The sequence below is a fragment of the Paracoccus lutimaris genome (assembly GCF_003337565.1).
In the GTDB taxonomy this organism is placed as follows: Bacteria; Pseudomonadota; Alphaproteobacteria; order Rhodobacterales; family Rhodobacteraceae; genus Paracoccus; species Paracoccus lutimaris.
The window spans coordinates 22,618-43,638 of the sequence record NZ_QPJL01000003.1 but is presented as its reverse complement, the minus strand read 5'-3'; the positions used below and the strand labels follow the sequence as shown (position 1 = coordinate 43,638).

Sequence of the window (21,021 nt, the reverse complement as noted above, 5' to 3'; positions counted from 1 at the left end):
CAAAAAGTTACTTGCCCTTGGGCAGCTTGGATACGAGCGACATGCCAACATCCATGCCCTCGAGTTGGAAGTGCGGTTTCAGATAGAATTTCCCCATGTAGTAACCGGGGTTCTCTTCGTCCTCCACCACTTCAACCTTGGCGCCAGCCAAGGGTTTCTTTGCCTTCTCGCGCTCGGTCGCGCTTTCGGGATTCCCGGATACATATTTGTTGATCCAGGTTTGCAACTGGGTCTGCAATTGCAGGCGGTCGGGGCTTTGCCCGATTTTGTCCCGCACCATGCACTTGAGATAATGACTGAATCGCGACACCGCGAAAATATAGGGCAACCGCGAGGACATATTGTCCGAAGCAGTCGCTTGCTCATCAACGTATTTCTTGGGCCGATACAGGGTCTGCGCGCCGATGAAGGCGGCCTTGTCGGTATGCTTGCGATGGATCAGGCCGATCAGTCCGGCCTTGGACAGCTCTGCCTCGCGCCGATCGGTGATCGACACTTCGGTCGGGCATTTCAGATCCTTCGAGCCGTCGCCGCTATCGAAGTTGTGGGTCGGAAGGTTCAGCACCTCGCCGCCCGATTGCACGCCGCGGATCTGCACGGTCCAGCCATGTTCCTTATGCGCGCGGTTGATGTTCACGGCCATGGCATGGGCCGCGTTCATCCAGGAATATTTCTTGCCCTCGTGGCCGTCGGTCTCTTCCTCGAAATTGAATTCCTCGACCACCGAATTCGAGTTCTGGCCGTAAGGCTCGCGCGCCAGCACGCGCGGAGCAACCAGCGCGACATAGCGCGAATTCTCGGAATCGCGCAGGCCATTCCAGGCCGCATAATCGGGGGTGTCGAAGATCTCGGACAGGTCCGGGGGCGTCGACAGCTCGTTCCAGCTGTCCATGCCCAGAAGTTCCGGTGCCGCCGCCGACAGGAAGGGCGCATGCGCGGCCGCCGCGACTTTCGAGATGTCGCGCAGCAGCGCCACATCGGCCGTGCCGTGGTCGAAATAATAATCGCCGATCAGCGCGCCAAAGGGCTTGCCGCCCAGCGTGCCGAACTCGGCCTCATAGACGCGCATGTTCAGGGGCGATTTGTCCCATTTCGCGCCCGGATAGCGGCGCATCGACTGCTGCAGCTCTTTCTTCGAGACGTTCATCACCTTGACGCGCAGCGAGGCGTCAGTCTCGGAGTTGTTGACCGTATAGGCCAGCCCGCGCCACGAGGATTCCAGCTTCTGGAATTCCTCGTTATGGATGACCGCGTTCAGCTGTTCGGTCAGCTTCTGGTCCAGCTTCGACAGCATCGCGTCGATGGTGTCGATCACGTCCTCGGCGATCAGGCTTTCATCGTCCAGCGCCTCGCGCACCAGGGCGATGACGGCGTTATCGACCTCTTTGGCGGCGATATCGGTGCGCGGCTTGATGGTCTGTTTCAGAATGTCCGAGAACTCGTCCAGGCCGGTAAGGGCTGTGGCCTCGGCGGCCCGGGCCTGTGTTTCCTTCGCCATCAGCTATCCTCTCCGTCAGCCGATTTCTTCTGTTCCCGTTCGGCCAGCGCTGCCATCAACTCGGGGTCGTTCAGCAGCTTGCGGATCTGGTCCTGGGCCTTGGGCTTGGAATTCATGTAGCGCTGCAGGTTCGCCAGGTGCTGGCGCGCCTCAAGCAGCTTTTTCAGCGCCGGGATCTGGCGGGCGACCGCGGCGGGGTTGAAATCGTCCATGCTTTCGAAATTCAGCGACACGCCGACGCGGCTGTCGCCCTCGCCGCCCAGCTTGTTCTCGACATTGAAGGACAGGCCCGGCGCGATGCTTTTCATATAGTCGTCCAGCGTCGCTGCGGTGACGTCGACAAAGTCGCGCTCTTCCATGTCGGGCTTTTCGACTTGCGAAGCATTACCGGACAGATCGGACATCACGCCCAGCACGAAGGGCAGTTCAACCATCTTTTCCGAATCGTAAGGATCTTCGTACGAGATGTTCACCCGGGGCGGGCGATTGCGTTTGAGAAAATCGGTCGACTTGTCCGAGGCCATCAGATTATTCCTCCACTGCGCAAGGCAAACTTTAAAACTTCCACCAAGTCAATTCCCCAAAACGTCGATCAGGCTTGACCGGTTTGCGCCGGGGAAGCCAGCAATTCAGCGATAATAGCGTCAAAGCGCTTGTCGAGCATTTCACGGGCCTTGGCAAGAAGCAAGGGAACCGGGCTGGCCGGTTCGCAGGCTGCGAAATAGCGTTCAACCTCAAGTAATTTAGCGACAAGTTCCGACCGCTGGGTGATGGGCGGCAGCTCTACAGCCGCAGGAGGAGTGGCCCCCTGCCCTTCAAGCCCGATTTGGGTCAGCGCCTTGAGCCGGTCCATGGGCAGAACGAAGGGGCTGCCCTGCCCGATCCGCAGGGTCGCGCCCGCCGCCTCGCGCGGCATCAGGACCTCGATCGCCTCGACCAGCGGCTTGCCGATCAGCGCCCGCGCCTGCGCCACCAGAACCAGCGCCGGCGAGGACGGCTCTTGCGCCGCAAGCCAGCCCCGGACCACATCCAGCGCTGCCGAGGCCGTGGCGCGGTTCGCGATCTTCAGCGGTGCAGTTGAGGTGGCCAAGGCGGCGCTGGCGGTCGGCGGCAGCTGGATCGCGCCCGGTGCGGGGGTCTCGGGTTCGGGTTCCGGCTCGGGCGGCAGGGCGCTGGCGGACCAAGGTTGCAGCTCGGGCCGGGCTGTCGCGATCATCGCCTGCATATCCGCAATCGCGGTCTTCAGCGCCCCCATATCCAGATGCAAGGGCGCCTCGGGATGGCTGGCCGCCAGCCGCTGAATACGGTGCAGCGCATCGGCGGCGCGGGTCAGCCGCTCATGGGCCGCCACAACTGCGCGTTGATTTGTTTCGGCGCGCAGCGGGCCCAGAAAATCCGCGCCCTCAAGGTCGCGTTCCGAGGCGCGCGCCGCCGCCTTGCCGTTAACAACCATGAAGCGACGTAGCGTCACTTCGGAATTGGGCAGAATGGACAAATGCAGCAGCGGCATCACCACGGCGGGCTGGCTGTTGAGCGAATCAATGGCCGCGCGGCGCTCGGAGCCCCTTGGGTGCAGCTCGTCAGGCCATTGCGCCATCAGCGCTGCCATATCCTCGAGCGTGGCCGAAAATTCCTCCAGCCGGCCGGCCAGGACTTGAAAGCGTGCCAGCAGGCTCAGCAGCCGCAAATCGCGCGATCGTTGCAGCAAGCCATTGATCGCGCTGGCTTCCGCTGCCAGATCAACCGAACGCGGATCGAACTGGCGATCCTCGCGGCCGTCCTGCGCAAGGCCGGGGGTGAAATAGCGTTCCGGCAGACGCGATTCCGCCTCGAAATAGTAGTCCAGAAAATCCGGGTCGTCCTGACGCTCAAGATCCGGGCCGCAGGGGCTGTCGGGCGAAATCGGCTCAAGCAGGTTGAATGCAGACAAATCGTGACCTCATTTGCGGCGGCGCCGCGCCTAATCGGGAAGCCCCTCGCGGTCATGGGCCTTGCGGTAGGCCTGCGCGAACAGGCGGATGAACTCGTCAAGCATGCCGTTTTCGCTGGCGGTCTTGGCGTCCCAGCGGGTCACGAACTCATCCCAGGTGCGCGACTTGCGATTGCCCATCAGGGCCGCGCCCTTGACCTCGGTGTCGATCCTGCCGGGGTCCAGATCCTCGACCAGCGCCAGCAAGGCCGGCTGCAGCGCCGCGAAAAGCGCGCTTTGATGGCGGCGCAGGTCCCACAGCGCCGCATCGAAACCGTCGGCCCCGGTCAGAAAGCCGGCGCGCGGACGCAGGAACAGCGCATCCATCGCCTGTTCGGCATCGGGCAGGAATTTCAACGGATTGTTGTCGGTTGCGCCGCGCATGGTGCGTTCGCCCGCGCGGGTAAAATGGCGCGCCGCCGCACGGTCCTGCAAGGCGGCCATGATATGCGTGGTCGTGGCGCGCAGCGCCTGCCCCAGATTGCGGGCCAGATCCTCGGCCGGGACATCCTTGGCATATTCGATCGAAAGCCCCGCCCCTTCGCAAAAGGCGCGCAGCACCGCCGACGGGTCGGCTTGGCTGGCGGCCGCCGGCACCGGAGTCGGGACAGGGGCCGGGGCGGGTTGCGGCGCGGGCGCCGCAGCCGGCGCGGGGGCTGTCGGCGGCACCGTCGGGAAGGGTACGAAATCGCGGGCGAAATCGGGGCCACGGCGGGCGATCTCGACCGGATAGACCTCAATCGGGGCATGGACCGCGCCGACCGACCACGGATCATCGGTCATCGGCTCGTCCACGGGGCTGTCCATGCGATGCTCGGGCAAGGATCCGGGCGTCATCGCGTGGCCCTGCGGCAGGTCGAACAGCGCCACGATCACATATTGGCCGACCTGAAAGCGGTCGCCGTGATGCAGCGCATGCGGGCCGTCCAGCCGGTGCCGGTGCCCTTGCAGAAAGGTGCCGTTGGTCGAGCGGTCATGCAGCCACCATTTGCCGTCCTCAAGCGCGACGTCGAAATGATGGCCCGAAATATAGCGGCTGGCATCTGGCAGCACCCAGTTCATGCCCGAGCGGCGGCCGACCTGAATGCCGGTTTCCGGCACCAGGATGCTGACCGGCCCGCCATCGTCCAGCACGTGAAAGTTTTCGATCTGAAGGGTCAGGGTCATGTCACATCAATAGGCGCGAAACAGCGCCTCGGCCATATCGAGGAATCGGGCGAGATAATAGGACCGGCGCGACAGTTGCGCCCGCGCAAGGCAGGACAGCACCGCGCTGTTCAGCGCCACGGGGGTCTTGTGGGCCGGGGCGCGCTCGGGGTCGTTCGGGGCGGGACCGCCGGTCGACCAGCCCACCGCCAGCGCCAGCAGCACCGAGGGGCTGCGGGTCGGCGCCCAAAGCGCCTCGCGCATGATCTCGTGGCGCTGCCGGATCGAGGGTTCGGCCAGCCAGGTCGCGATGCGCTGCATCGTCTGGCGTTCCTGCGGCTGCAGATGATCGGCCATCAGGCGCAGGCATTCATAGCCCCAGCCAGTCGCGGCGCCCGGCAAGGCGGCGAAGGCGGTATAGGTCACCGCCTCTTCCGGCGTGGTCGAGGCACGCAGCCGGGCCAGAAAAACCAGCCCGTCCTCGTCCGGGCGGGGGCGCAGCTTGACCAGATCGCCCAATTGCGGAATCGCGCTGAACAGCTCGGCCGGTTGCGCATCGCGCAGCATTCGCCGCGGGGGTCTGGTCGTGTCGTCGGCCACGTTCGAAGTCATCCTTTGCCGTTCTGGTCAACGTGATTGCTTGCAATCGACATCATTATACTATGCCGGGAATATGAGTTCCCGGGCCGGAAGGTGCAACCTTAACTTCGTTTTGTGCTCAGCGGCCGGATTTCGCAATGCCGATCGTTACGGCGGATGCCGCGTTCGGCGCAGCGTCACAGGCCAAATTCGGCCCGGATCGCGGCGCTGTGCTGGCCGATGCGCGGCGAGGGCGTCGCACAATGCGGCCGCACCCCGTCGATGCGCAGCGGCGCGGCCGTGGTGGTCACATCGCGCGCGGCGCCGCGCAGGTCCTGCAGCAGACCCAGCCCGGTAAAGCCGGGATGGGTCAGCAGATCGGGCCAATCCATCACTGGCGCGGACCAGATATCGGCCGGCTCGAACAGCGCCAGCCAATCCGCGACCGGACGTTGCGCGATCTTGGCGGCGATCAGGCTGCGGATGCGGTCGCGATCCGTGAACCAGGTCCGCGGATCGTCGCGCCAGCGTTCCTCAAGCGGCAATCCCATCAGATCGGCCAGCCGGGGCACCGGCATCATGGCGATGACCAGCCAGCCATCGGCGGCGCGGTAAACCCCATAGGGCGCGGACAGATAGGCATGGGCCGATCCCCGCGCCGCGCGCATGGGCCGCCGCCCGCCATCATTGAGATGCGTGGTCAGCACCTCGAATTGCAGATCGACCAGCGCCTCGAGCAGGCTGGTCTGGACAAGGCCGCCGCGTCCGGTGACGCCGCGCCGGACCAGCGCCGCCAAAAGCCCCTGCACCAGCGTCGCGCCGGCGAACATGTCGGCCACGGCCAGCCCCATCGGCACCGGCGCGTCGCTTGCATCACCGCTTAGCCACATCAGCCCGGATCGCGCCTGCGCCAGCAGATCCTGTCCGGGGCGATCCACCCATGGTCCGTCCTCGCCATAGCCCGAGATGCTGCCATAGACGAGGCGCGGATTGATCCGCCGCACCGTCTGCCAGTCAAAGCCCAGACGCTCGATCACGCCGGGGCGGAAATTCTGGATCAGCACGTCGGCGCGCGCGATCAGCCGGGTCAGCGCCGCGCGGTCGCCCGGATCCTTGAGGTCAAGCGCCAGGCTTTCCTTGCCGCGGTTGATGGCGTGAAACAGCGTCGAATCGCCGCCGATCTCGGTATCGGTCAGGTAAAGGCTGCGGGTCAGGTCGCCCGTCTCGGGGCGCTCGATCTTGATGACGCGCGCGCCCAGATCCATCAGCCGCAACGCGGCATATGGCCCGGCCAGGAACTGGCTCAGATCGACGACAAGCAGGCCGGAAAGCGGGGCAGAATCAGGGTCGGTCATTGGCTTTGGTCCATTTTGGTTGTAAAAGCCGCAATCCCCGACAGCGTAACAGGTGCAAGGTGCGGCAACCCGACGACTCGCTCGCCGAAACGACGAAAAAGTACTCTGCTCCGGCGCTTGAGAAGGGGCTCGATATCCTTGAGCTGCTGTCCACCGAAGAGGCCGGTCTGAGCCAGACCGAGATCGCGCGGCGGCTTGACCGTTCGGTCAGCGAGATATTCCGGATGCTGGTCGTGTTGCAGGACCGCGCCTATGTGGCGCTGGACCCGCTGACCGACCGCTATGCGCTGACCACGCTGCTGTTCGAGGTGGCGCATCGCACCCCGCCGATCCGCAGGCTGACGACGCTGTCGGCGCCGATCATGCAGCAGCTGGCCCGCAAGGTGAACCAGTCCACGCATCTGGCCATCCTGTCCGAGGACAGCGTGCTGGTCATCGGACAGGTCCAAAGCCCCGGCAACAACAACATGTCGGTCCGGCTGGGGGCCAAGATCGACCTGTGGCGCGCCTCGTCGGGCCGGGTCATCCTGGCCTATCAGCCCGAGGACGTCCTGCGCGACTATTTCACCCGCATCCCGATGCCCGCGAACCTGACCGAACACGAGGTCCGTGCCGAGCTGGCCCGTATCCGCGCCACCGGCCATGAGACCCGCGACAGTTTCGTGGTGCGCGGCATCGTCAATATCAGCGTGCCGGTCTTTGACCATTCGGGCCATGCGGCGGCGGCGCTGACAATCCCGCATCTGGAACGTTACGGCGATCCGATCAGCTTCGACATCTGCCGCGAGGCGGTCATCGAGGCCGCCGCCGCGCTGAGCCGCGGGCTGGGCGGCGGCGCGGCAAAGAGCTGATCCCCGGACGCGATTCGCAAAACCGGCATCCCGCCGCCTGAACCCCTGCGTCAGCCATGCCCTTGCCGCCATCCCGGTCATGCCGGGCTGGCGGGCGTGCGGCGTTCGGCCAACAGGATATGTTCGCAATACATCACCGTCTCGCCGCGCTGGTTCTTGGTCTCGACGATCTCGACCACCTGCCCGTGGCCGGGGCGCTTGGGGTCCTCGGCCTTGCGCCCGATGGTCACGGTCGAGCGGATCGTGTCACCCGCAAAGACCGGCTTGGGAAACCGCAACCGCTCATAACCATAGGTAAAGGCACGCGGATTGATCTCGGTCGCGGTCAGTCCGATGCCGATGGCAAAGGTCATCGTGCCATGGGCAATGCGCTGCTTGAACGGCTGGGTCTTGCAGAATTCGGCATCCATGTGATGCGGAAAGAAATCTCCGGAATGACCGGCATGAAAGACCATGTCGGCCTCGGTGATGGTCCGGCCAAAGGTCTCGCGAGCCTCGCCGACCACGTAATCCTCGTAGAAACGCACGTGTTCCATGATGCCTCCTCTTGTTGCATGACATTTCATATATAGAAATTAATTTGACAAGTGAAATATAATCCGCCATACAGCCGCCAGCAGGACCCGATCCGAGGAGGAAGGGGCCGCACCGTCATGTGGAGGAGAGACTCATGAAAACTGCTGCGTTGCCCCTGGCCGCGGCCCTTGCCGTGTTGCCCGTGATCGCCGCTCAGGCTCAGGAACTCACGCTGCGCGTGACCCATGTGCTGTCGACGACCGAACCGATGCATCTGGCATCCGAACGCTTTGCCGAACTGGTCGAGGAGCGTTCGGCCGGACGGATCGCGGTCGAGGTGTTTCCGGCCGGCCAGCTTGGCTCGAACATCGACATGTATGAGCAGGTGCGCATGGGCGCGCCCATCGTGCAGATCTCGGATCCCGGCTATCTGTCGGACTACGTTCCCGATTTCGGCATCCTGAACGGCCCCTATCTGCTGAACGAACCGGCCGATTTCCAGAAACTGCTGGACAGCGACTGGTATGCCGGAATCTCGGACCAGATCGCCGCCGATCACGACATCCGCGTGCTGACCCTGAACTGGCTGTTCGGCGGTCGCCAGATCATCACCAACAAGGAAATCCGCACCCCGGCCGATCTGCAGAACGTGTCGATCCGGGTGCCGCCGAACGTGATGTGGATCGAGACCTTCGCCGCCCTGGGCGCGCGTGGCGAGACGCTGGCCTGGCCCGAGGTCTATTCCGGTCTTGCCTCGGGCGTGGTCGATGCGGCCGAGGCGCCGTTGTCGTCGCTTTGGGGCTCGAAACTATACGAAAGCGCCAAGACCGTCTCGATGACCAACCATTTCATCGCCTTTTCAGGCCCGATCCTGAACGAGGACGTCTACCAGGCGCTGGATCCCGAACTGCAACAGGTGCTGACCTCATCAGCGGTCGATGCCGGCAAGTACATGGCCGATCTGGTGACCGAATCGCAAACGACCCTGCGCACCGATCTGGAAGGGGCGGGCGTGACCTTTGTCGATGACGTCGATACCGATGCGTTCCGCGCCGCGACCGAGGTCGTCTATACCAAGTTCCCCAAATGGACGCCGGGTCTGCACGAGACCGTCCGCGCCATTCTGGACAACTGAGGGCAAAGGCCATGCGGGCGCTCAGGAACTGGGAAGATCATGTTGCGGCGGCGGCACTGGCGGTGGTCTTTGTCGCCGTGTCTTGGGGGGTGATGGCGCGCTATGTCTCGCCCCGCCCCGCCGTCTGGTCGGGCGAGTTGGCAACGCTTGGCTTTGCCTGGATCGTCTTTGTCGGCGCGGCCGCGGGCGCGCGCCAGCACCTGCATATCGGTGTCGATCTGGTGACAGCGCGGCTGCCGCAGGCAGCGCAGCGCTGGATCGCCATCGGCGTGTCGCTGTTTCTGGCCGTGGCGCTGGCCTATATCGCCTGGCTGGCCGTCCAGATCGGCATCAAAAGCTATAACCGGCCGACGCCGGTGATGCGGCTGCCCTCGTCGATCGTCCATGTCGCCGTCTTTGTCGGTTTCACCTCGATCGCGGTGGGCTGCCTGCGCGACGCCATCCGCATGCTGAAAGGCCAGCCATGACCGAGATCCTGCCTTTCCTGGTCCTCGGGATCCTGATGGTGCTGAATGCGCCGGTCGCCTATTGCCTGGCCATCGGAGCGCTGGTCTTTTTCATGGGGGGCGCCGGCGTGCCGGTCCAGACCTATGTGCAGCGTCTGGTCAGCGCCACGGAAAGCTTTCCGCTGCTGGCCATCCCCTTCTTCATCCTTGCGGGCGTCGTCATGAACGAGGCCGGCATCACCGGGCGCATCATGAAGCTGGCCGATACCATGGTCGGCCACATGATCGGCGGGCTGGCGCGGGTCAACGTGCTGCTGTCGACGCTGATGGGCGGCATGTCCGGATCGGCCAATGCCGATGCCGCGATGCAAAGCACGGTGCTGGTCCCCGAGATGACCGCGCGCGGCTATGACAAGGCGTTCTCTGCCGCCGTCACCGCATTCTCGGCCATCATCACCGCCATCATCCCGCCCTCGATCGGGCTGATCCTTTACGGCTTTCTGGCCGATGTCTCGATCGGGCGGCTGTTCGTCGCCGGGCTGGTGCCGGGGGCGCTGATCTGCGGGTTGCTGCTGGTCGCCGTCGGCCGCATCAGCCGCGCCGAGGGCTATCCGCCGTCCCGCGATGTCCCCGCCAGCTGGGCCGAGCGCGGCCGCGCGACGCTGGATGCGGGCTGGGGTCTGCTGATCCCGGTGGGCATCCTGGGCGGCATCCGCTTTGGCTGGTACACGCCGACCGAGGCAGGCGCCATCGCGGTCTGCTATGCGCTGTTCATCGGGCTGGTCGTCTATCGCGCCCTGCCGATCCGCCGCATCCCCGCGATGTTCACCGAGGCGGCGATTGCCACGGCAGTGATCATGCTGATCATCTGCGCGGCGCAGGCTTTCGGCTTTTTCCTGTCATGGGAACGCCTGCCCAGCAAGCTGGCGGATGCGATGCTGATGCTGTCGCAAAACCCCTATATGATCCTGTTGCTGATCAACCTGCTGCTGGTCGTGGTCGGCATGATCCTTGAGGGCGGGGCAGCGCTGATCATCCTGACGCCGCTCTTCGTTCCGGTCATCACCAAGCTTGGCATCGATCCGGTGCATTTCGGGGTCGTCATGGTGCTGAACCTGACCATTGCCGGGGTGACTCCGCCCGTCGGGACGCTGATGTACACGACCTGCTCGATCACCGGGGTCAGCGTCGGAGACTTCACCAAAAAGGGCCTGCCCTTGTTCGCCGCGATGATGGTCGCGCTGGTTCTGGTGACCTTCGTGCCCTTCATCACCCTGTTCCTGCCCGATCTGGTGTTCGGGTCCTAAGGACCCGGCCACCCCCCCAAAGAACACCTACAGGAGAGCCATCACATGGCCGATATCGGAACACATGCCCGTGGCCTGCCGGGGCTGCCGCAGGCCCATGCCGAAATCCCGGTCTGGAATGCCGAGAACTGGTATTTCGAGGATTTCGCACCGGGCGACAGGATCCGCTCGATCCGGCGCACCATCTCCGAGGGCGAGTCGATGCTGTTCAACTCGCTGGTGATGGACCATCACCCCTATGTCAGCGACCAGCCCTTTGCCGAGCATGAGGGCGCCTTCGGGCGGCGGCTGGTGGCAGGGGCCATGGTGTTTTCCTACGGGCTTGGGCTGGCGGCGACAAACTGCCTGAATTCGTTTTCCTATGGCTATGACCGGCTGCGCTTCATCGCGCCGGTCTTCATCGGCGACACCATCTACACGATCCGCGAGAACCTCTCGAAGGAAATCCACGACACCAGGCAGGGCAAGGTGCGGGTCAGCTATTCGGTCTACAAGGGCGAGGGCGAGCTGGTGCTTTACGCCGAGCACCTGATGACCGCGCTTTACCGCGACCCCGCCCCTTTCCGCGCCGAGGCCGAAACCCGGCTGGCCCGAAAAGCCGCTGAAAAGGAGAAGACCCATGGCTGACATCACCTTGCGCGGCATGACCTGGGATCACGCCCGCGGCTATGACCCGATGGTCGCGACCTCGGCTGCCTATATGGCCGCCCATCCCGGCGTCACGATCACCTGGGAAAAGCGCTCGCTTCAGGCCTTTGCCGACCGGCCCATCGGCGACATGGCGGGCGAATACGACCTGATGGTGATCGACCATCCCCATGTCGGCGAGGTGGCCCGCGCCGGGCATCTGGTCGATTTCGCCGCCCAGGGCCGCGACGCGGAACTGGCGGCGCTGGCGGCCGGATCGGTCGGGGCCTCGCACCCGTCCTATGCCATTGACGGCGGGCAATGGGGGCTGGCCATCGACGCGGCGACCCCGGTCGCCTGCTACCGCCCCGATCTGCTGGAGGCCGCGCCCACCCGCTGGGATCAGGTGCTGGATCTGGCCCGTCAGGGCCGCGTCGGTTTCGCGCTGATCCCGATCAATGCGCTGATGACCTTCTTCGGGCTTGCGCGCAACGATCTGGCCGCCATCGCCGAGAACCCCGAGCAGCTGCTGGCCCGCGACGCCGGCACCAAGGTGCTGGAACACATGCGCGAAATCGTGGCGCTGATGGACCCGCGCTGCCTGGTGCTGGACCCGATCGGCATCTATGAATGGATGGGCCGGACGGCAGACGCGCCCGCCTATTCGCCCTTTGGCTATGGCTATACGAACTATTCCCGCGACGGCTATTGCCGCTTTCCGCTGGTCTTTGCCGACGCGCCCGGCCTTGGCGACAATGGTCCGCGCGGCACCGTGCTGGGCGGCACCGGCATCGCGGTATCGGCCGCCTGCAATGCGCGCGACGTGGCGGTGGACTATGCCTTCTGGATCGCCGGGGCGGATTGCCAAAAGGGGCTGTTCTTTGAAAGCGGCGGCCAGCCCGGCCATGCCGCCGCATGGCAGGACCCGGCCTGCAACGCCGCCTGCCGCAATTTCCTGACCAATACCCGCGAGACGCTGGAAACCTCATGGGTCCGGCCGCGCTATGACGGCTATATGGGCCTGCAGGACCGCGCCGGCGACATCGTCCATGCCTGCCTGCGCGGCGAGGCGACCATCCCCGCGACGCTGGATGCGCTGGACGCCGCCTATCGGGACAGCTGCGCATGAGACCGCTGGAGGGCATCACCGTCCTTGAGGTCGGGCAGTATCTTTCCGCGCCCTTCGCCGGGCTGAAACTGGCCGATCTGGGCGCGCGCGTCATCAAGGTCGAACGTCCGGGCGCGGGCGATCCCTGCCGCAACCTCTACATCTCGGACCCGGTCGGGGGCGAGAATACGCTGTTTCACGCCATCAACCGGGGCAAGGAAAGCCTGACCGCCGATCTGCGCGACCCCGATGACCGCGCGCTGCTGAGAGAGATCATTCAAGGCGCGGATGTGATGATCCAGAACTTTCGCCCCGGCGTGATCGAGCGGCAGGGCCTGGGCTATCAGGACGTCCGCCAGATCAATCCGAAACTGGTCTATGGCTCGATTTCCGGCTTTGGGCCGACCGACTGGGCAGCGCTGCCGGGGCAGGATCTGCTGGCGCAGGCGCGCTCGGGGCTGATGTGGCTGACCGGCAGCCGCGACGATCCGCCAATGCCGATGGGGCTGGCGGCGGCCGACATGCTGGCCGGCGAGGCGCTGGTGCAGGGCATCCTGGCCGGGCTGGTCGGCGCCCTGCGCGGCGGGACCGGCACCCATGTCGAGACCTCGCTGATCGAGGCGCTGGTCTCGTTCCAGTTCGAGGTGCTGACCACCTATCTGAATGATGGCGGCAAGCTGCCCGACCGCGCCGGGGTGAACGGGGCCCATGCCTATATCGGCGCGCCCTATGGCGTCTATCCGACCCGGGACGGCTGGCTTGCGCTGGCGATGGTGCCCTCGCTTTCCGGGCTGGCCGGGCTGATGGGCATTCCGGCACTGACCGAATGCGGCGACGATCCGGCCAGCGCCATCCGCGACCGCGACGCCATCAAGGCGCTGATCGCCGAGGCAACACCCCTGCGCAGCACCGCCGAATGGCTGGCGATCCTGCAACCTGCCGACATCTGGTGCGCCGAGGTGCTGGACTGGCCCGGCCTGATCGACAGCGCCGCGTTCCGGCAACTGGATATGGTGCAGGACATCGGCAATCTTCGGACCGTGCGCGGTCCGCTTCGGATTGGTGGCGCGGCACTGGCCGTTGGCGGCGCCGCCCCCGGTCTGGGGGCCGACCGCGCGCGCATCGTCAAGGAATTCGCCCGCCACTAGGCGCGGGCGCCCCAACAGCAGGAGGAGACAGCAGGAAGATGGCGAAAATTATTCGGGCAGAGCTTTCGATGGTGGATCTGGCGCCCAAGGTGCGGCGCACGGATGCGATCCAGTCCTTTGTCAGTCAGGAAACCCCGATCCTGCGGCTGACCGATGCCGATGGCGCGGTGGGCACCGGCTATTCCTATACCATCGGCACCGGCGGCCCGGCGGTGATCGCACTGCTGCGCGACACGCTGCTGCCGCGCCTGATCGGGCGCGAGGCCGAGGAAATCGAAGCCATCTGGCGCGACCTGCTGTTCGCCACCCATGCGACGGCGGTGGGGGCGATCACCTCGCTGGCGCTGGCGACTGTCGATACCGCGCTGTGGGATCTGCGCTGCCGGCGGGCGAACCTGCCGCTATGGCGCATGGCCGGTGGCGCCAAGGACAGCGTCGCGGTCTATTCGACCGAGGGCGGCTGGCTGCATATCGACACCGAAGCTTTGGTCGAGGACGCGCTGCGGATGAAAGAGGCCGGGTTTGCCGGCTCGAAGATCAAGATCGGCCGTCCGCATCTGTCCGAAGACGGCGCCCGGCTGGGTGCGGTGCGCGCGGCGGTGGGCGATGCCTTTCACATCTTTACCGACGCCAATCAGGGCTTTTCGCTGCATCAGGCATTGATGCGCGCCGACATGCTGGCCGATCACGGCATCGGCTGGTTCGAGGAACCCCTGCCCGCCGATGATATCGGCGCGCATGCGCAGCTGGCCAGCCGCTCGCGCGTGCCGATCGCGGTGGGCGAAAGCCTGTATTCCGTCAGCCAGTTCAAGGATTACCTGACCCGCGACGCGGCCAGCATCATTCAGGTGGACGTGGCCCGCATCGGCGGTATCACCCCCTGGCTCAAGGTGGCGCATCTGGCCGAGGCTCATAACGTCTCTGTCTGTCCGCATTTCCTGATGGAGCTGCATGTCAGTCTGGTCACGGCGGTGCCGAATGGCTGGATGCTGGAATATATCCCGCAGCTCGACGCGATCACCGGCTCGCGTCTGGACCTGCGTGAGGGCCGCGCCCATGCGCCGATGACCCCCGGTCTGGGCATCGACTGGGACTGGGACGCCATCACCGCCCGCCGGGTCGAGGGCAGCCACGTCACCATCGATCACAGCACTTGACCCGAAAGAACTCAGGAGATTTCGCCATGACGGATCCGCGCATCGCCACGCTTGAGGGCGTCTATACCAGCGTCATTCACGACGTGCTGCGGGCCATGGGGCGGCGCAACTTCACCCTGCCCTCGCGCATCACGCCCTTGCAGCCCGACACGGTGCTGGCCGGCCCGGCCTTGACCATCGAGGGCCGCATCGACGAGACCGCGGATCCGCACCAGACCCTGCTGGACTGGACCGGCCTGCTGTCGCAGGCTCCCGCCGGCCATATCTGGGTCAGCCAGCCGCATAACCAGCTTGTCGCCCAGATGGGCGAGCTGTCGGCCGAGACGCTGCATCGCAAGGGCGTTCTGGGCTGCGTTCTGGACGGTGGCCTGAGGGACGCGAATTTCATCCTGAAACTGGGGTTTCGCAGCTGGCGGACGTTTCACACGCCGCGCGATGTGGTCGGGCTTTGGCGCCCCACGGCGGTGAACCAGCCGATCATGATCGGCGAATGCCAGGTCCGTCCCGGCGACTGGCTGCATGGCGACCGCGACGGCATGGTGGTGATCCCGGCCGATATTCTCGACGAGGTCATCGCAGCCTCGGTCGAGGCGATGCAGGCCGAAAACCGCGTCCGCACCGCCATCCTTGACGGCACCGACCCGCAGGAAGCCTATCTGCGCTTCGGAAAGTTCTAGCCATGCGGATCGCGGCGCTGGATATCCGGGCCTGCCGGGTCAAGGCCGAGGCGCTTGGCCTTGTGGACGGCCCCGCCGAGGGGCTGGAATTTCTGGTCCATACCCTGCGTACCGAATGCGGGCAGTCTGCCTCGATGTTCGGTTTCGCCGGACGCTCGGCGCTGGGATCGGGGCATCTGGCGGCGGCCTCGCTGCGGCCCTTCGTCGTCGGGCGCGATGCCCGCGAACGCGAAGGGATCTGGCAGGACTGGCGGCGCACCGACCGCTGGTGGCACCACCTGCCGATCTACAGCTACGGGCCCATCGATTGCTGCCTGTGGCTTCTGGCGGCGCAGGCAGCGGAACAGCCGCTCTGGCGCTATCTGGGCGGCCATCGCAACCGGATCAAGACCTATGCCTCGTCGCTGGTGCTGGAAGGACCCGACGCCTATGCCGAGGAGGTGCGCGCCGTGCAGGCGGCGGGGATGCACGGCTACAAGATCCATCCTCCGGGCCGCGATCCGGATCAGGACATCGCCATCCACGAGGCGGTGCGCGCCGCCGCCGGGCCGGATTTCACGCTGATGTCGGACCCGGTGCAGCCCTATGACTTCGATCAGGCGCTGCGACTGGGCCGCGTGCTGGAACGGCTGAACTATGCCTGGCTGGAGGAGCCGCTGCCGGATGAAAATCTTGGCGCGCTGCGCGAGCTGACGCGGCAGCTGGATATCGCGGTCGTCGGCTGCGAGGTGCTGGCCAAGCATCCCTGGTCGGTGGCCGAATGCGTGGCGACGCGGGTGGTCGATGCGGTGCGTGCCGATGTCAGCTGGTCGGGCGGCGTCACCGGCGTTCTGCGCACCGCAGCGCTGGCCGATGCCTTCCACATGAATTGCGAGCTGCATTCGACCATCTTTCACCCGCTGGAGCTGATGAACCTGCATTGCGCGGCGGCGGTCTCGAACAGCGGCATGTTCGAGGTGCTTTGGCCGATGGACCGCTTTGCCTTCGGTCTTGCCGGCGCGCTGCCGGTCACCGGCGGCATCGCCAGCCTGCCCGAGGCGCCCGGCCTTGGCATGGAACTGGACTGGAACCTGATTGAGGAGACGACCATTGCAACGCTCTGACACCGATCCGCGGCTGATGCTGCTGGCTGCGGACGACAGCGTCTATGTGCTGCGCGACCAGATCGCCCAAGGGGAATCCATCACGGTTCAGGGCCGTATGGTGGCGATCCCCCAAGCGCTGGGGCTGGGCCACAAGATCGCCCGCCGGGCGCATCGCCCCGGCGACAAGGTGGTGAAATACGGCGCACCCATCGGCTCGGCCAGCACGGATATCGCGCCGGGCGAGCATGTCCACACCCATAACCTGAAAAGCGACTACACCGCGACGCATACGCTGGAAGCGGCGCGCAGTCAGGCGGAAACCGATCAGGAGATCCAGTCATGATGCGCGGTTGGCAAAGGAATGACGGGCGCAAGGGCATCCGCAATGTCGTGGCCGTGGCCTATCTGGTCGAATGCGCCCATCACGTCGCGCGCCAGATCGCCGGCACCGACCCCGAGGCCGCGCATGTGATCGGCTTCCCCGGCTGCTATCCCAACGATTACGCGCAGCGCATGATGGAGCGGCTTTGCACCCATCCGAATGTCGGCGCGGTACTGCTGGTCAGCCTAGGCTGCGAAAGCTTCAACCGCTACCGGCTGGAACAGGTGGTGCGGGATTCGGGCCGGCCGGTCAAGGTGCTGACGATCCAGAATGACGGCGGCACCCGCGCCACCATCGCCGCGGGCCGCGAATGGGTCGCGGCACAGGCCAGCGAACTGGCCACCCAGCCGACCGTGCCCATGGCCGTGAATGAGCTGGTGGTGGGCACGGTCTGCGGCGGCTCGGACGGGACCAGCGGCATCACCGGAAACCCGGCGACAGGGCTGGCCTTTGACCGGCTGGTGGCCGACGGCGCCACCTGCATCTTCGAGGAAACCGGCGAGTTGATCGGCTGCGAGTCGATCATGGAGGCGCGCGCCGCCACGCCCGAACTGGCCGCCGAGCTGCGCGCCAGCGTCGAAAAGGCCGCGCGCTATTACGCGACGCTGGGATATGGCTCCTTTGCGCCGGGGAATGCCGATGGCGGGCTGTCCACCATCGAGGAAAAGTCGCTGGGCGCCTATATGAAATCCGGCCAGTCGCAGATTTCGGGGCTGATCAAGCCCGGTGACATTCCGCCCCATGGTGGGCTTTACCTGATGGATGTCGTCCCCGATGGCGAGGTGCGCTTCGGCTTTCCGAACATCTCGGACAATGCCGAGATTGTCGAGATGATGGCCTCGGGGGCGCATGTGACACTGTTCGTGACCGGGCGCGGCTCGGTCGTTGGCTCGGCCATCTCGCCGGTCATCAAGATCGCCGCGAACCCGCATATGTATCGCCGCCTTGCCGATGACATGGACATCAATGCCGGCCGGATTCTGGACGGCGGCGCGACGCTGGCCGAGGTGGGCGAGGAAATCTACCGCAAGGTTCTGGCGCTGGCCTCGGGCGAGAAAAGCCGCTCCGAGGATCTCGGGCATCAGGAATTCATCCTGACCTACAAAAGCTTCGAGCCGATCGGCCCGGCCTGTCTGCCGGCGTGATCGGGCATATCATGAAAAGGGAAAACACATGGCACGACTGAACGGCAAGACCGCGCTGGTGACGGCGGCGGCGCAGGGGATCGGACGCGCCAGCGTCCTGGCCATGGTGGCCGAGGGCGCCCGCGTCATCGCCACCGACGTGAACCGCGAGGCGCTGGCCACTCTGGCCGGCGAGGGCATCCAGACCCGCCATCTGGACGTGCGCGACCCGGCCAGCATCGCGGAAGCGGTGGCGGCCTGCCCCGCGCCCGACATCCTGTTCAACTGCGCGGGCGTCGTCGCCAATGGCGCGTTGCTGGATTGCAGCGAAGAGGACTGGGATTTCTCGGTCAGCCTGAACATGACGGCGATGTTTCGCATGTGCCGGGCGTTCCTGCCGGGCATGATCGCCCATGGCGGCGGCTCGATCATCAACATGGCCTCGGTCGCGTCCTCGGTGATCGCGGCGCCGAACCGCTTTGCCTATGGCGCGACCAAGGCGGGCGTCATCGGCATGACCAAATCCATCGCTGCCGATTACGTCACGCGGGGCATTCGCGCCAATGCGATCTGCCCCGGCACGGTCGAAAGCCCCTCGCTGCATGAGCGGCTGCGGGCGACCGGCGATTACGAGGGTGCCAAGGCCGCATTCATCGCGCGCCAGCCCATCGGCCGTGTCGGCAAGGCCGAGGAAATCGCCGCGCTTGTCGTGCATCTGGCGGGCGACGAATCCGCCTATACGACCGGTGGCGTCCATATCATCGACGGCGGCTGGTCCAATACCTGAGGGGGAAATCACATGAAACTGTTGCGACACGGGCCCGAAGGGGCCGAGAAACCCGGCCTGCTGGCCGCTGACGGCAGCATCCGCGACCTGTCGGGCGTGGTCCCAGACATCGCGGGCGATGTGCTGACGGATGCGGGGCTGGCGCGGTTGCGCGGCCTCGACCCGGCGGCGCTGCCGGTGGTAGCGCAGGGCACCCGGCTGGGCGCCTGCGTGGCGGGCACGACCAAGTTCATCTGCATTGGCCTGAACTATGCCGATCACGCCGCCGAAAGCGGCATGGATGTCCCGCCCGAGCCGGTGATCTTCATGAAAGCCAACAGCGCCATCTGCGGCCCGACGGATCCCATCGTCATCCCCCGCGGCTCGGAAAAGACCGATTGGGAGGTCGAGCTGGCCGTCATCATCGGCAAGCGCGCCAAATATGTCACCGAGGACGAGGCCATGGACCATGTCGCCGGTTTCGCGGTGACCAATGACGTCTCTGAACGCGCCTTCCAGACCGAGCGGTCGGGCCAGTGGACCAAGGGCAAAAGCTGCGACTATTTCGGCCAGATCGGGCCCTGGCTGGTCACCCGCGACGAGGTGGCCGACCCGCAGAACCTTGCCATGTGGCTCAAGGTGAACGGCGAAACCATGCAGGACGGCTCGACCCGGACCATGGTTTACGGGGTGCGCCATCTGGTCAGCTATCTGAGCCAGTTCATGACGCTGCATCCGGGCGACATCATCTCGACCGGGACGCCGCCGGGCGTGGGTCTGGGGCAAAAGCCGCCGCGCTATCTGAAGGCCGGCGACGTGGTCGAACTGGGCATCGAGGGGCTGGGCCAGCAGCGCCAGGACGTGATCGCCGACTGAGGACAGCCCCGAAGATGGCGCAAGGCGGGCGCAATGCCCGCCTCGGGCACCGGCCGGCCCCGGTGTGACTTTCCCGAGGGCGGCAGATCAGCGGCGATCGGCGGCGGTATCCGGGCTGGCCGCATTCGGACCGGCGGGGCGTGCCGGTGCGGGATCCGCAGGCGCATGGGCGCCGCCACCGGTCAGCGCCGGGTCGAACAGATCCTCGATGAACAGGCTCAGCAGCTGGTGACGGTTGGCCACGCCCGCCTTGCGATAGACCGCCGCCGTCTGCGCCTTGATCGTCCCTTCGGAGGTGCCGCGCAGGACGGCGATCTCGGCGACCGACATGCCCTTGATCGCAAACAGCGCCACGTCGCGCTCGGCCGGGGACAGGGTCCATTCGTCGAAACGCTGCTGCACCAGCTCCATGAGGGCGGTCGAGGCGCGGCGCAGCTTGTCCTCGGCCAGGCGGCGCTGGCGTATGGTCAGCGACAAAAGCCGCGCCCCCAGCACCAAGCCCGCGATCAGCCCCAGCGAGGCCCCAATCTGCAGGTATTCGACATATTGCCAGGCCGGAGGCTGATAGGAAATGCCAAGGACCGAGGCGAGAATATCCGACATCAGGTAAAGCGCGCAAAGCGCCTGCAGCGCCAGAATGGCCAGGATCGGCGCGGATCTCAGCATTGCGCGGCCCTGGTTCGCGGCATCAGTCGTCCCCATCCTCGCCGTCGCTGTCGCTGCCGCTGCCGCTATCACTTCCGCTACCGCTGTCACTGTCGCTGTCGTCGTCGCTATCGCTGCCGCTGCCGCTGTTGCCGCCACTGTCGTCGCTGTCATCATCGCTGTCATCGTCATCGTCGTCATCATCATCGTCGCCATTGCCCTTGCCGCTGCTATCATCCGAATTTCCGGCTGTGCCTGCCTGTCCCGGACTGGACAGGGTCGGCGCCGAAACCGCGGCGGATCCCCCCGACCCGCGGCGCACCAGATCGCGCAGCAGTTCGCCGTTGCGCGGATCGATGACGATCTCGCGCTCGTGGCCGGGCAGGGTGCCGGTCACGATCATCTTGCCCAGAAGGCTGCGCCGCACCTCGATCTGGCGGTATCCCTGTTCGGCAAGTTGCCGGGCCACCTGACGCGCATAATCGGGTGCGGCATGAGCCGCACCCGCAAGGCAAAACATCATTGGCAGAGCGTGCAGATACAGACGTAACTTCATACGGCCTCCGAAGCGCGACGCGTCCGGCATCATAGCACGGCCGGCGGGGGTCTGTCAGACCCGGCCGT

23 protein-coding genes are annotated in these 21,021 nt (G+C 65.5%); 14 read left to right on the top strand and 9 right to left on the bottom strand.

All coding sequences use genetic code 11. The features are described from left to right. Positions 1 to 7 precede the first annotated feature (7 nt). The 6 genes from tssC to DFP89_RS04090 all read right to left on the bottom strand — a co-directional run bounded on the left by tssC (position 8) and on the right by DFP89_RS04090 (position 6,547). Positions 8 to 1,498: a type VI secretion system contractile sheath large subunit gene (gene tssC, locus DFP89_RS04115; protein ID WP_114348126.1), complete on the bottom strand. Its 1,491-nt coding sequence runs from the start codon at positions 1,496 to 1,498 to the stop codon at positions 8 to 10. After that, positions 1,498 to 2,022, bottom strand: coding sequence for a type VI secretion system contractile sheath small subunit (gene tssB, locus DFP89_RS04110; protein ID WP_114348125.1), 525 nt, complete (start codon positions 2,020 to 2,022; stop codon positions 1,498 to 1,500). Before tssB ends, tssC begins: the two co-directional genes overlap by 1 nt. A 68-nt stretch (positions 2,023 to 2,090) precedes the next feature. Next, positions 2,091 to 3,428 carry a type VI secretion system protein TssA gene (locus tag DFP89_RS04105; protein WP_114348124.1) on the bottom strand — a complete coding sequence of 446 codons (1,338 nt, stop codon included), beginning with the start codon at positions 3,426 to 3,428 and terminating at the stop codon, positions 2,091 to 2,093. Positions 3,429 to 3,458: 30 nt separating this feature from the next. After that, the gene (gene tagH / locus DFP89_RS04100) at positions 3,459 to 4,634 is read right to left on the bottom strand and encodes a type VI secretion system-associated FHA domain protein TagH (RefSeq protein WP_114348123.1); all 1,176 of its coding nucleotides are present in this window, start codon (positions 4,632 to 4,634) and stop codon (positions 3,459 to 3,461) included. A 6-nt stretch (positions 4,635 to 4,640) separates the two neighbouring features. Continuing rightward, positions 4,641 to 5,213, bottom strand: coding sequence for a DUF6931 family protein (locus DFP89_RS04095; RefSeq protein WP_245948588.1), 573 nt, complete (start codon positions 5,211 to 5,213; stop codon positions 4,641 to 4,643). A 176-nt stretch (positions 5,214 to 5,389) separates the two neighbouring features. Beyond that, positions 5,390 to 6,547, bottom strand: a complete 1,158-nt coding sequence (locus DFP89_RS04090; protein ID WP_114348121.1) for a CaiB/BaiF CoA transferase family protein — start codon at positions 6,545 to 6,547, stop codon at positions 5,390 to 5,392. Between the two features lie 59 nt (positions 6,548 to 6,606). On the opposite strand from DFP89_RS04090, the gene DFP89_RS04085 reads away from it, so the two are divergent. Next, entirely contained in the window at positions 6,607 to 7,398 is a 792-nt protein-coding gene (locus DFP89_RS04085) for an IclR family transcriptional regulator (protein WP_181870241.1), read from the top strand. Between the two features lie 77 nt (positions 7,399 to 7,475). On the opposite strand, the gene DFP89_RS04080 is transcribed toward DFP89_RS04085, so the two are convergent. Next, complete coding sequence (locus DFP89_RS04080) at positions 7,476 to 7,934, bottom strand: MaoC family dehydratase (RefSeq protein WP_114348120.1); 459 nt, start codon at positions 7,932 to 7,934, stop codon at positions 7,476 to 7,478. 134 nt (positions 7,935 to 8,068) lie between these two features. Here DFP89_RS04080 and DFP89_RS04075 point away from each other — a divergent pair, with 134 nt between their 5' ends. The 13 genes from DFP89_RS04075 to DFP89_RS04015 are packed head-to-tail and all read left to right on the top strand — an operon-like array spanning position 8,069 to position 19,752. After that, a complete protein-coding gene (locus DFP89_RS04075) occupies positions 8,069 to 9,049 on the top strand; it encodes a C4-dicarboxylate TRAP transporter substrate-binding protein (RefSeq protein WP_114348119.1) in 981 nt (326 codons plus the stop codon). A gap of 11 nt (positions 9,050 to 9,060) precedes the next feature. After that, a complete protein-coding gene (locus tag DFP89_RS04070; RefSeq protein WP_181870240.1) occupies positions 9,061 to 9,516 on the top strand; it encodes a TRAP transporter small permease in 456 nt (151 codons plus the stop codon). Further along, positions 9,513 to 10,802 (top strand): TRAP transporter large permease, encoded by a 1,290-nt coding sequence (locus DFP89_RS04065; RefSeq protein ID WP_114348117.1) that lies wholly within the window; start codon positions 9,513 to 9,515, stop codon positions 10,800 to 10,802. The genes DFP89_RS04070 and DFP89_RS04065 overlap by 4 nt, the downstream gene beginning before the upstream one ends. Before the next feature lie 45 nt (positions 10,803 to 10,847). Beyond that, positions 10,848 to 11,429 (top strand): MaoC family dehydratase, encoded by a 582-nt coding sequence (locus tag DFP89_RS04060; RefSeq protein WP_114348116.1) that lies wholly within the window; start codon positions 10,848 to 10,850, stop codon positions 11,427 to 11,429. Continuing rightward, positions 11,422 to 12,558, top strand: a complete 1,137-nt coding sequence (locus DFP89_RS04055; RefSeq protein WP_114348115.1) for an ABC transporter substrate-binding protein — start codon at positions 11,422 to 11,424, stop codon at positions 12,556 to 12,558. Before DFP89_RS04060 ends, DFP89_RS04055 begins: the two co-directional genes overlap by 8 nt. Further along, positions 12,555 to 13,685, top strand: a complete 1,131-nt coding sequence (locus tag DFP89_RS04050) for a CaiB/BaiF CoA transferase family protein (RefSeq protein WP_114348114.1) — start codon at positions 12,555 to 12,557, stop codon at positions 13,683 to 13,685. Before DFP89_RS04055 ends, DFP89_RS04050 begins: the two co-directional genes overlap by 4 nt. Positions 13,686 to 13,723: 38 nt before the next feature. Further along, positions 13,724 to 14,842: a mandelate racemase/muconate lactonizing enzyme family protein gene (locus DFP89_RS04045; RefSeq protein ID WP_114348113.1), complete on the top strand. Its 1,119-nt coding sequence runs from the start codon at positions 13,724 to 13,726 to the stop codon at positions 14,840 to 14,842. A gap of 26 nt (positions 14,843 to 14,868) precedes the next feature. Further along, a complete protein-coding gene (locus DFP89_RS04040) occupies positions 14,869 to 15,519 on the top strand; it encodes an RraA family protein (RefSeq protein ID WP_114348112.1) in 651 nt (216 codons plus the stop codon). Positions 15,520 to 15,521: 2 nt separating this feature from the next. Then, on the top strand, positions 15,522 to 16,622 hold the full coding sequence (locus tag DFP89_RS04035) for an enolase C-terminal domain-like protein (RefSeq protein ID WP_114348111.1): 1,101 nt from the start codon (positions 15,522 to 15,524) through the stop codon (positions 16,620 to 16,622). Beyond that, positions 16,609 to 16,947, top strand: a complete 339-nt coding sequence (locus DFP89_RS04030; protein ID WP_220269806.1) for a UxaA family hydrolase — start codon at positions 16,609 to 16,611, stop codon at positions 16,945 to 16,947. Before DFP89_RS04035 ends, DFP89_RS04030 begins: the two co-directional genes overlap by 14 nt. Next, complete coding sequence (locus DFP89_RS04025) at positions 16,944 to 18,131, top strand: UxaA family hydrolase (protein WP_114348110.1); 1,188 nt, start codon at positions 16,944 to 16,946, stop codon at positions 18,129 to 18,131. The genes DFP89_RS04030 and DFP89_RS04025 overlap by 4 nt, the downstream gene beginning before the upstream one ends. A gap of 28 nt (positions 18,132 to 18,159) precedes the next feature. Next, positions 18,160 to 18,897, top strand: a complete 738-nt coding sequence (locus DFP89_RS04020; protein WP_114348109.1) for an SDR family oxidoreductase — start codon at positions 18,160 to 18,162, stop codon at positions 18,895 to 18,897. A 12-nt stretch (positions 18,898 to 18,909) separates the two neighbouring features. Continuing rightward, on the top strand, positions 18,910 to 19,752 hold the full coding sequence (locus tag DFP89_RS04015; protein WP_114348108.1) for a fumarylacetoacetate hydrolase family protein: 843 nt from the start codon (positions 18,910 to 18,912) through the stop codon (positions 19,750 to 19,752). 87 nt (positions 19,753 to 19,839) lie between these two features. Here DFP89_RS04015 and DFP89_RS04010 read toward each other — a convergent pair whose 3' ends face one another. Continuing rightward, a complete protein-coding gene (locus tag DFP89_RS04010) occupies positions 19,840 to 20,418 on the bottom strand; it encodes a helix-turn-helix transcriptional regulator (protein ID WP_114348107.1) in 579 nt (192 codons plus the stop codon). A 22-nt stretch (positions 20,419 to 20,440) separates the two neighbouring features. Then, complete coding sequence (locus tag DFP89_RS04005; protein WP_181870239.1) at positions 20,441 to 20,953, bottom strand: hypothetical protein; 513 nt, start codon at positions 20,951 to 20,953, stop codon at positions 20,441 to 20,443. Positions 20,954 to 21,021: the final 68 nt, after the last annotated feature.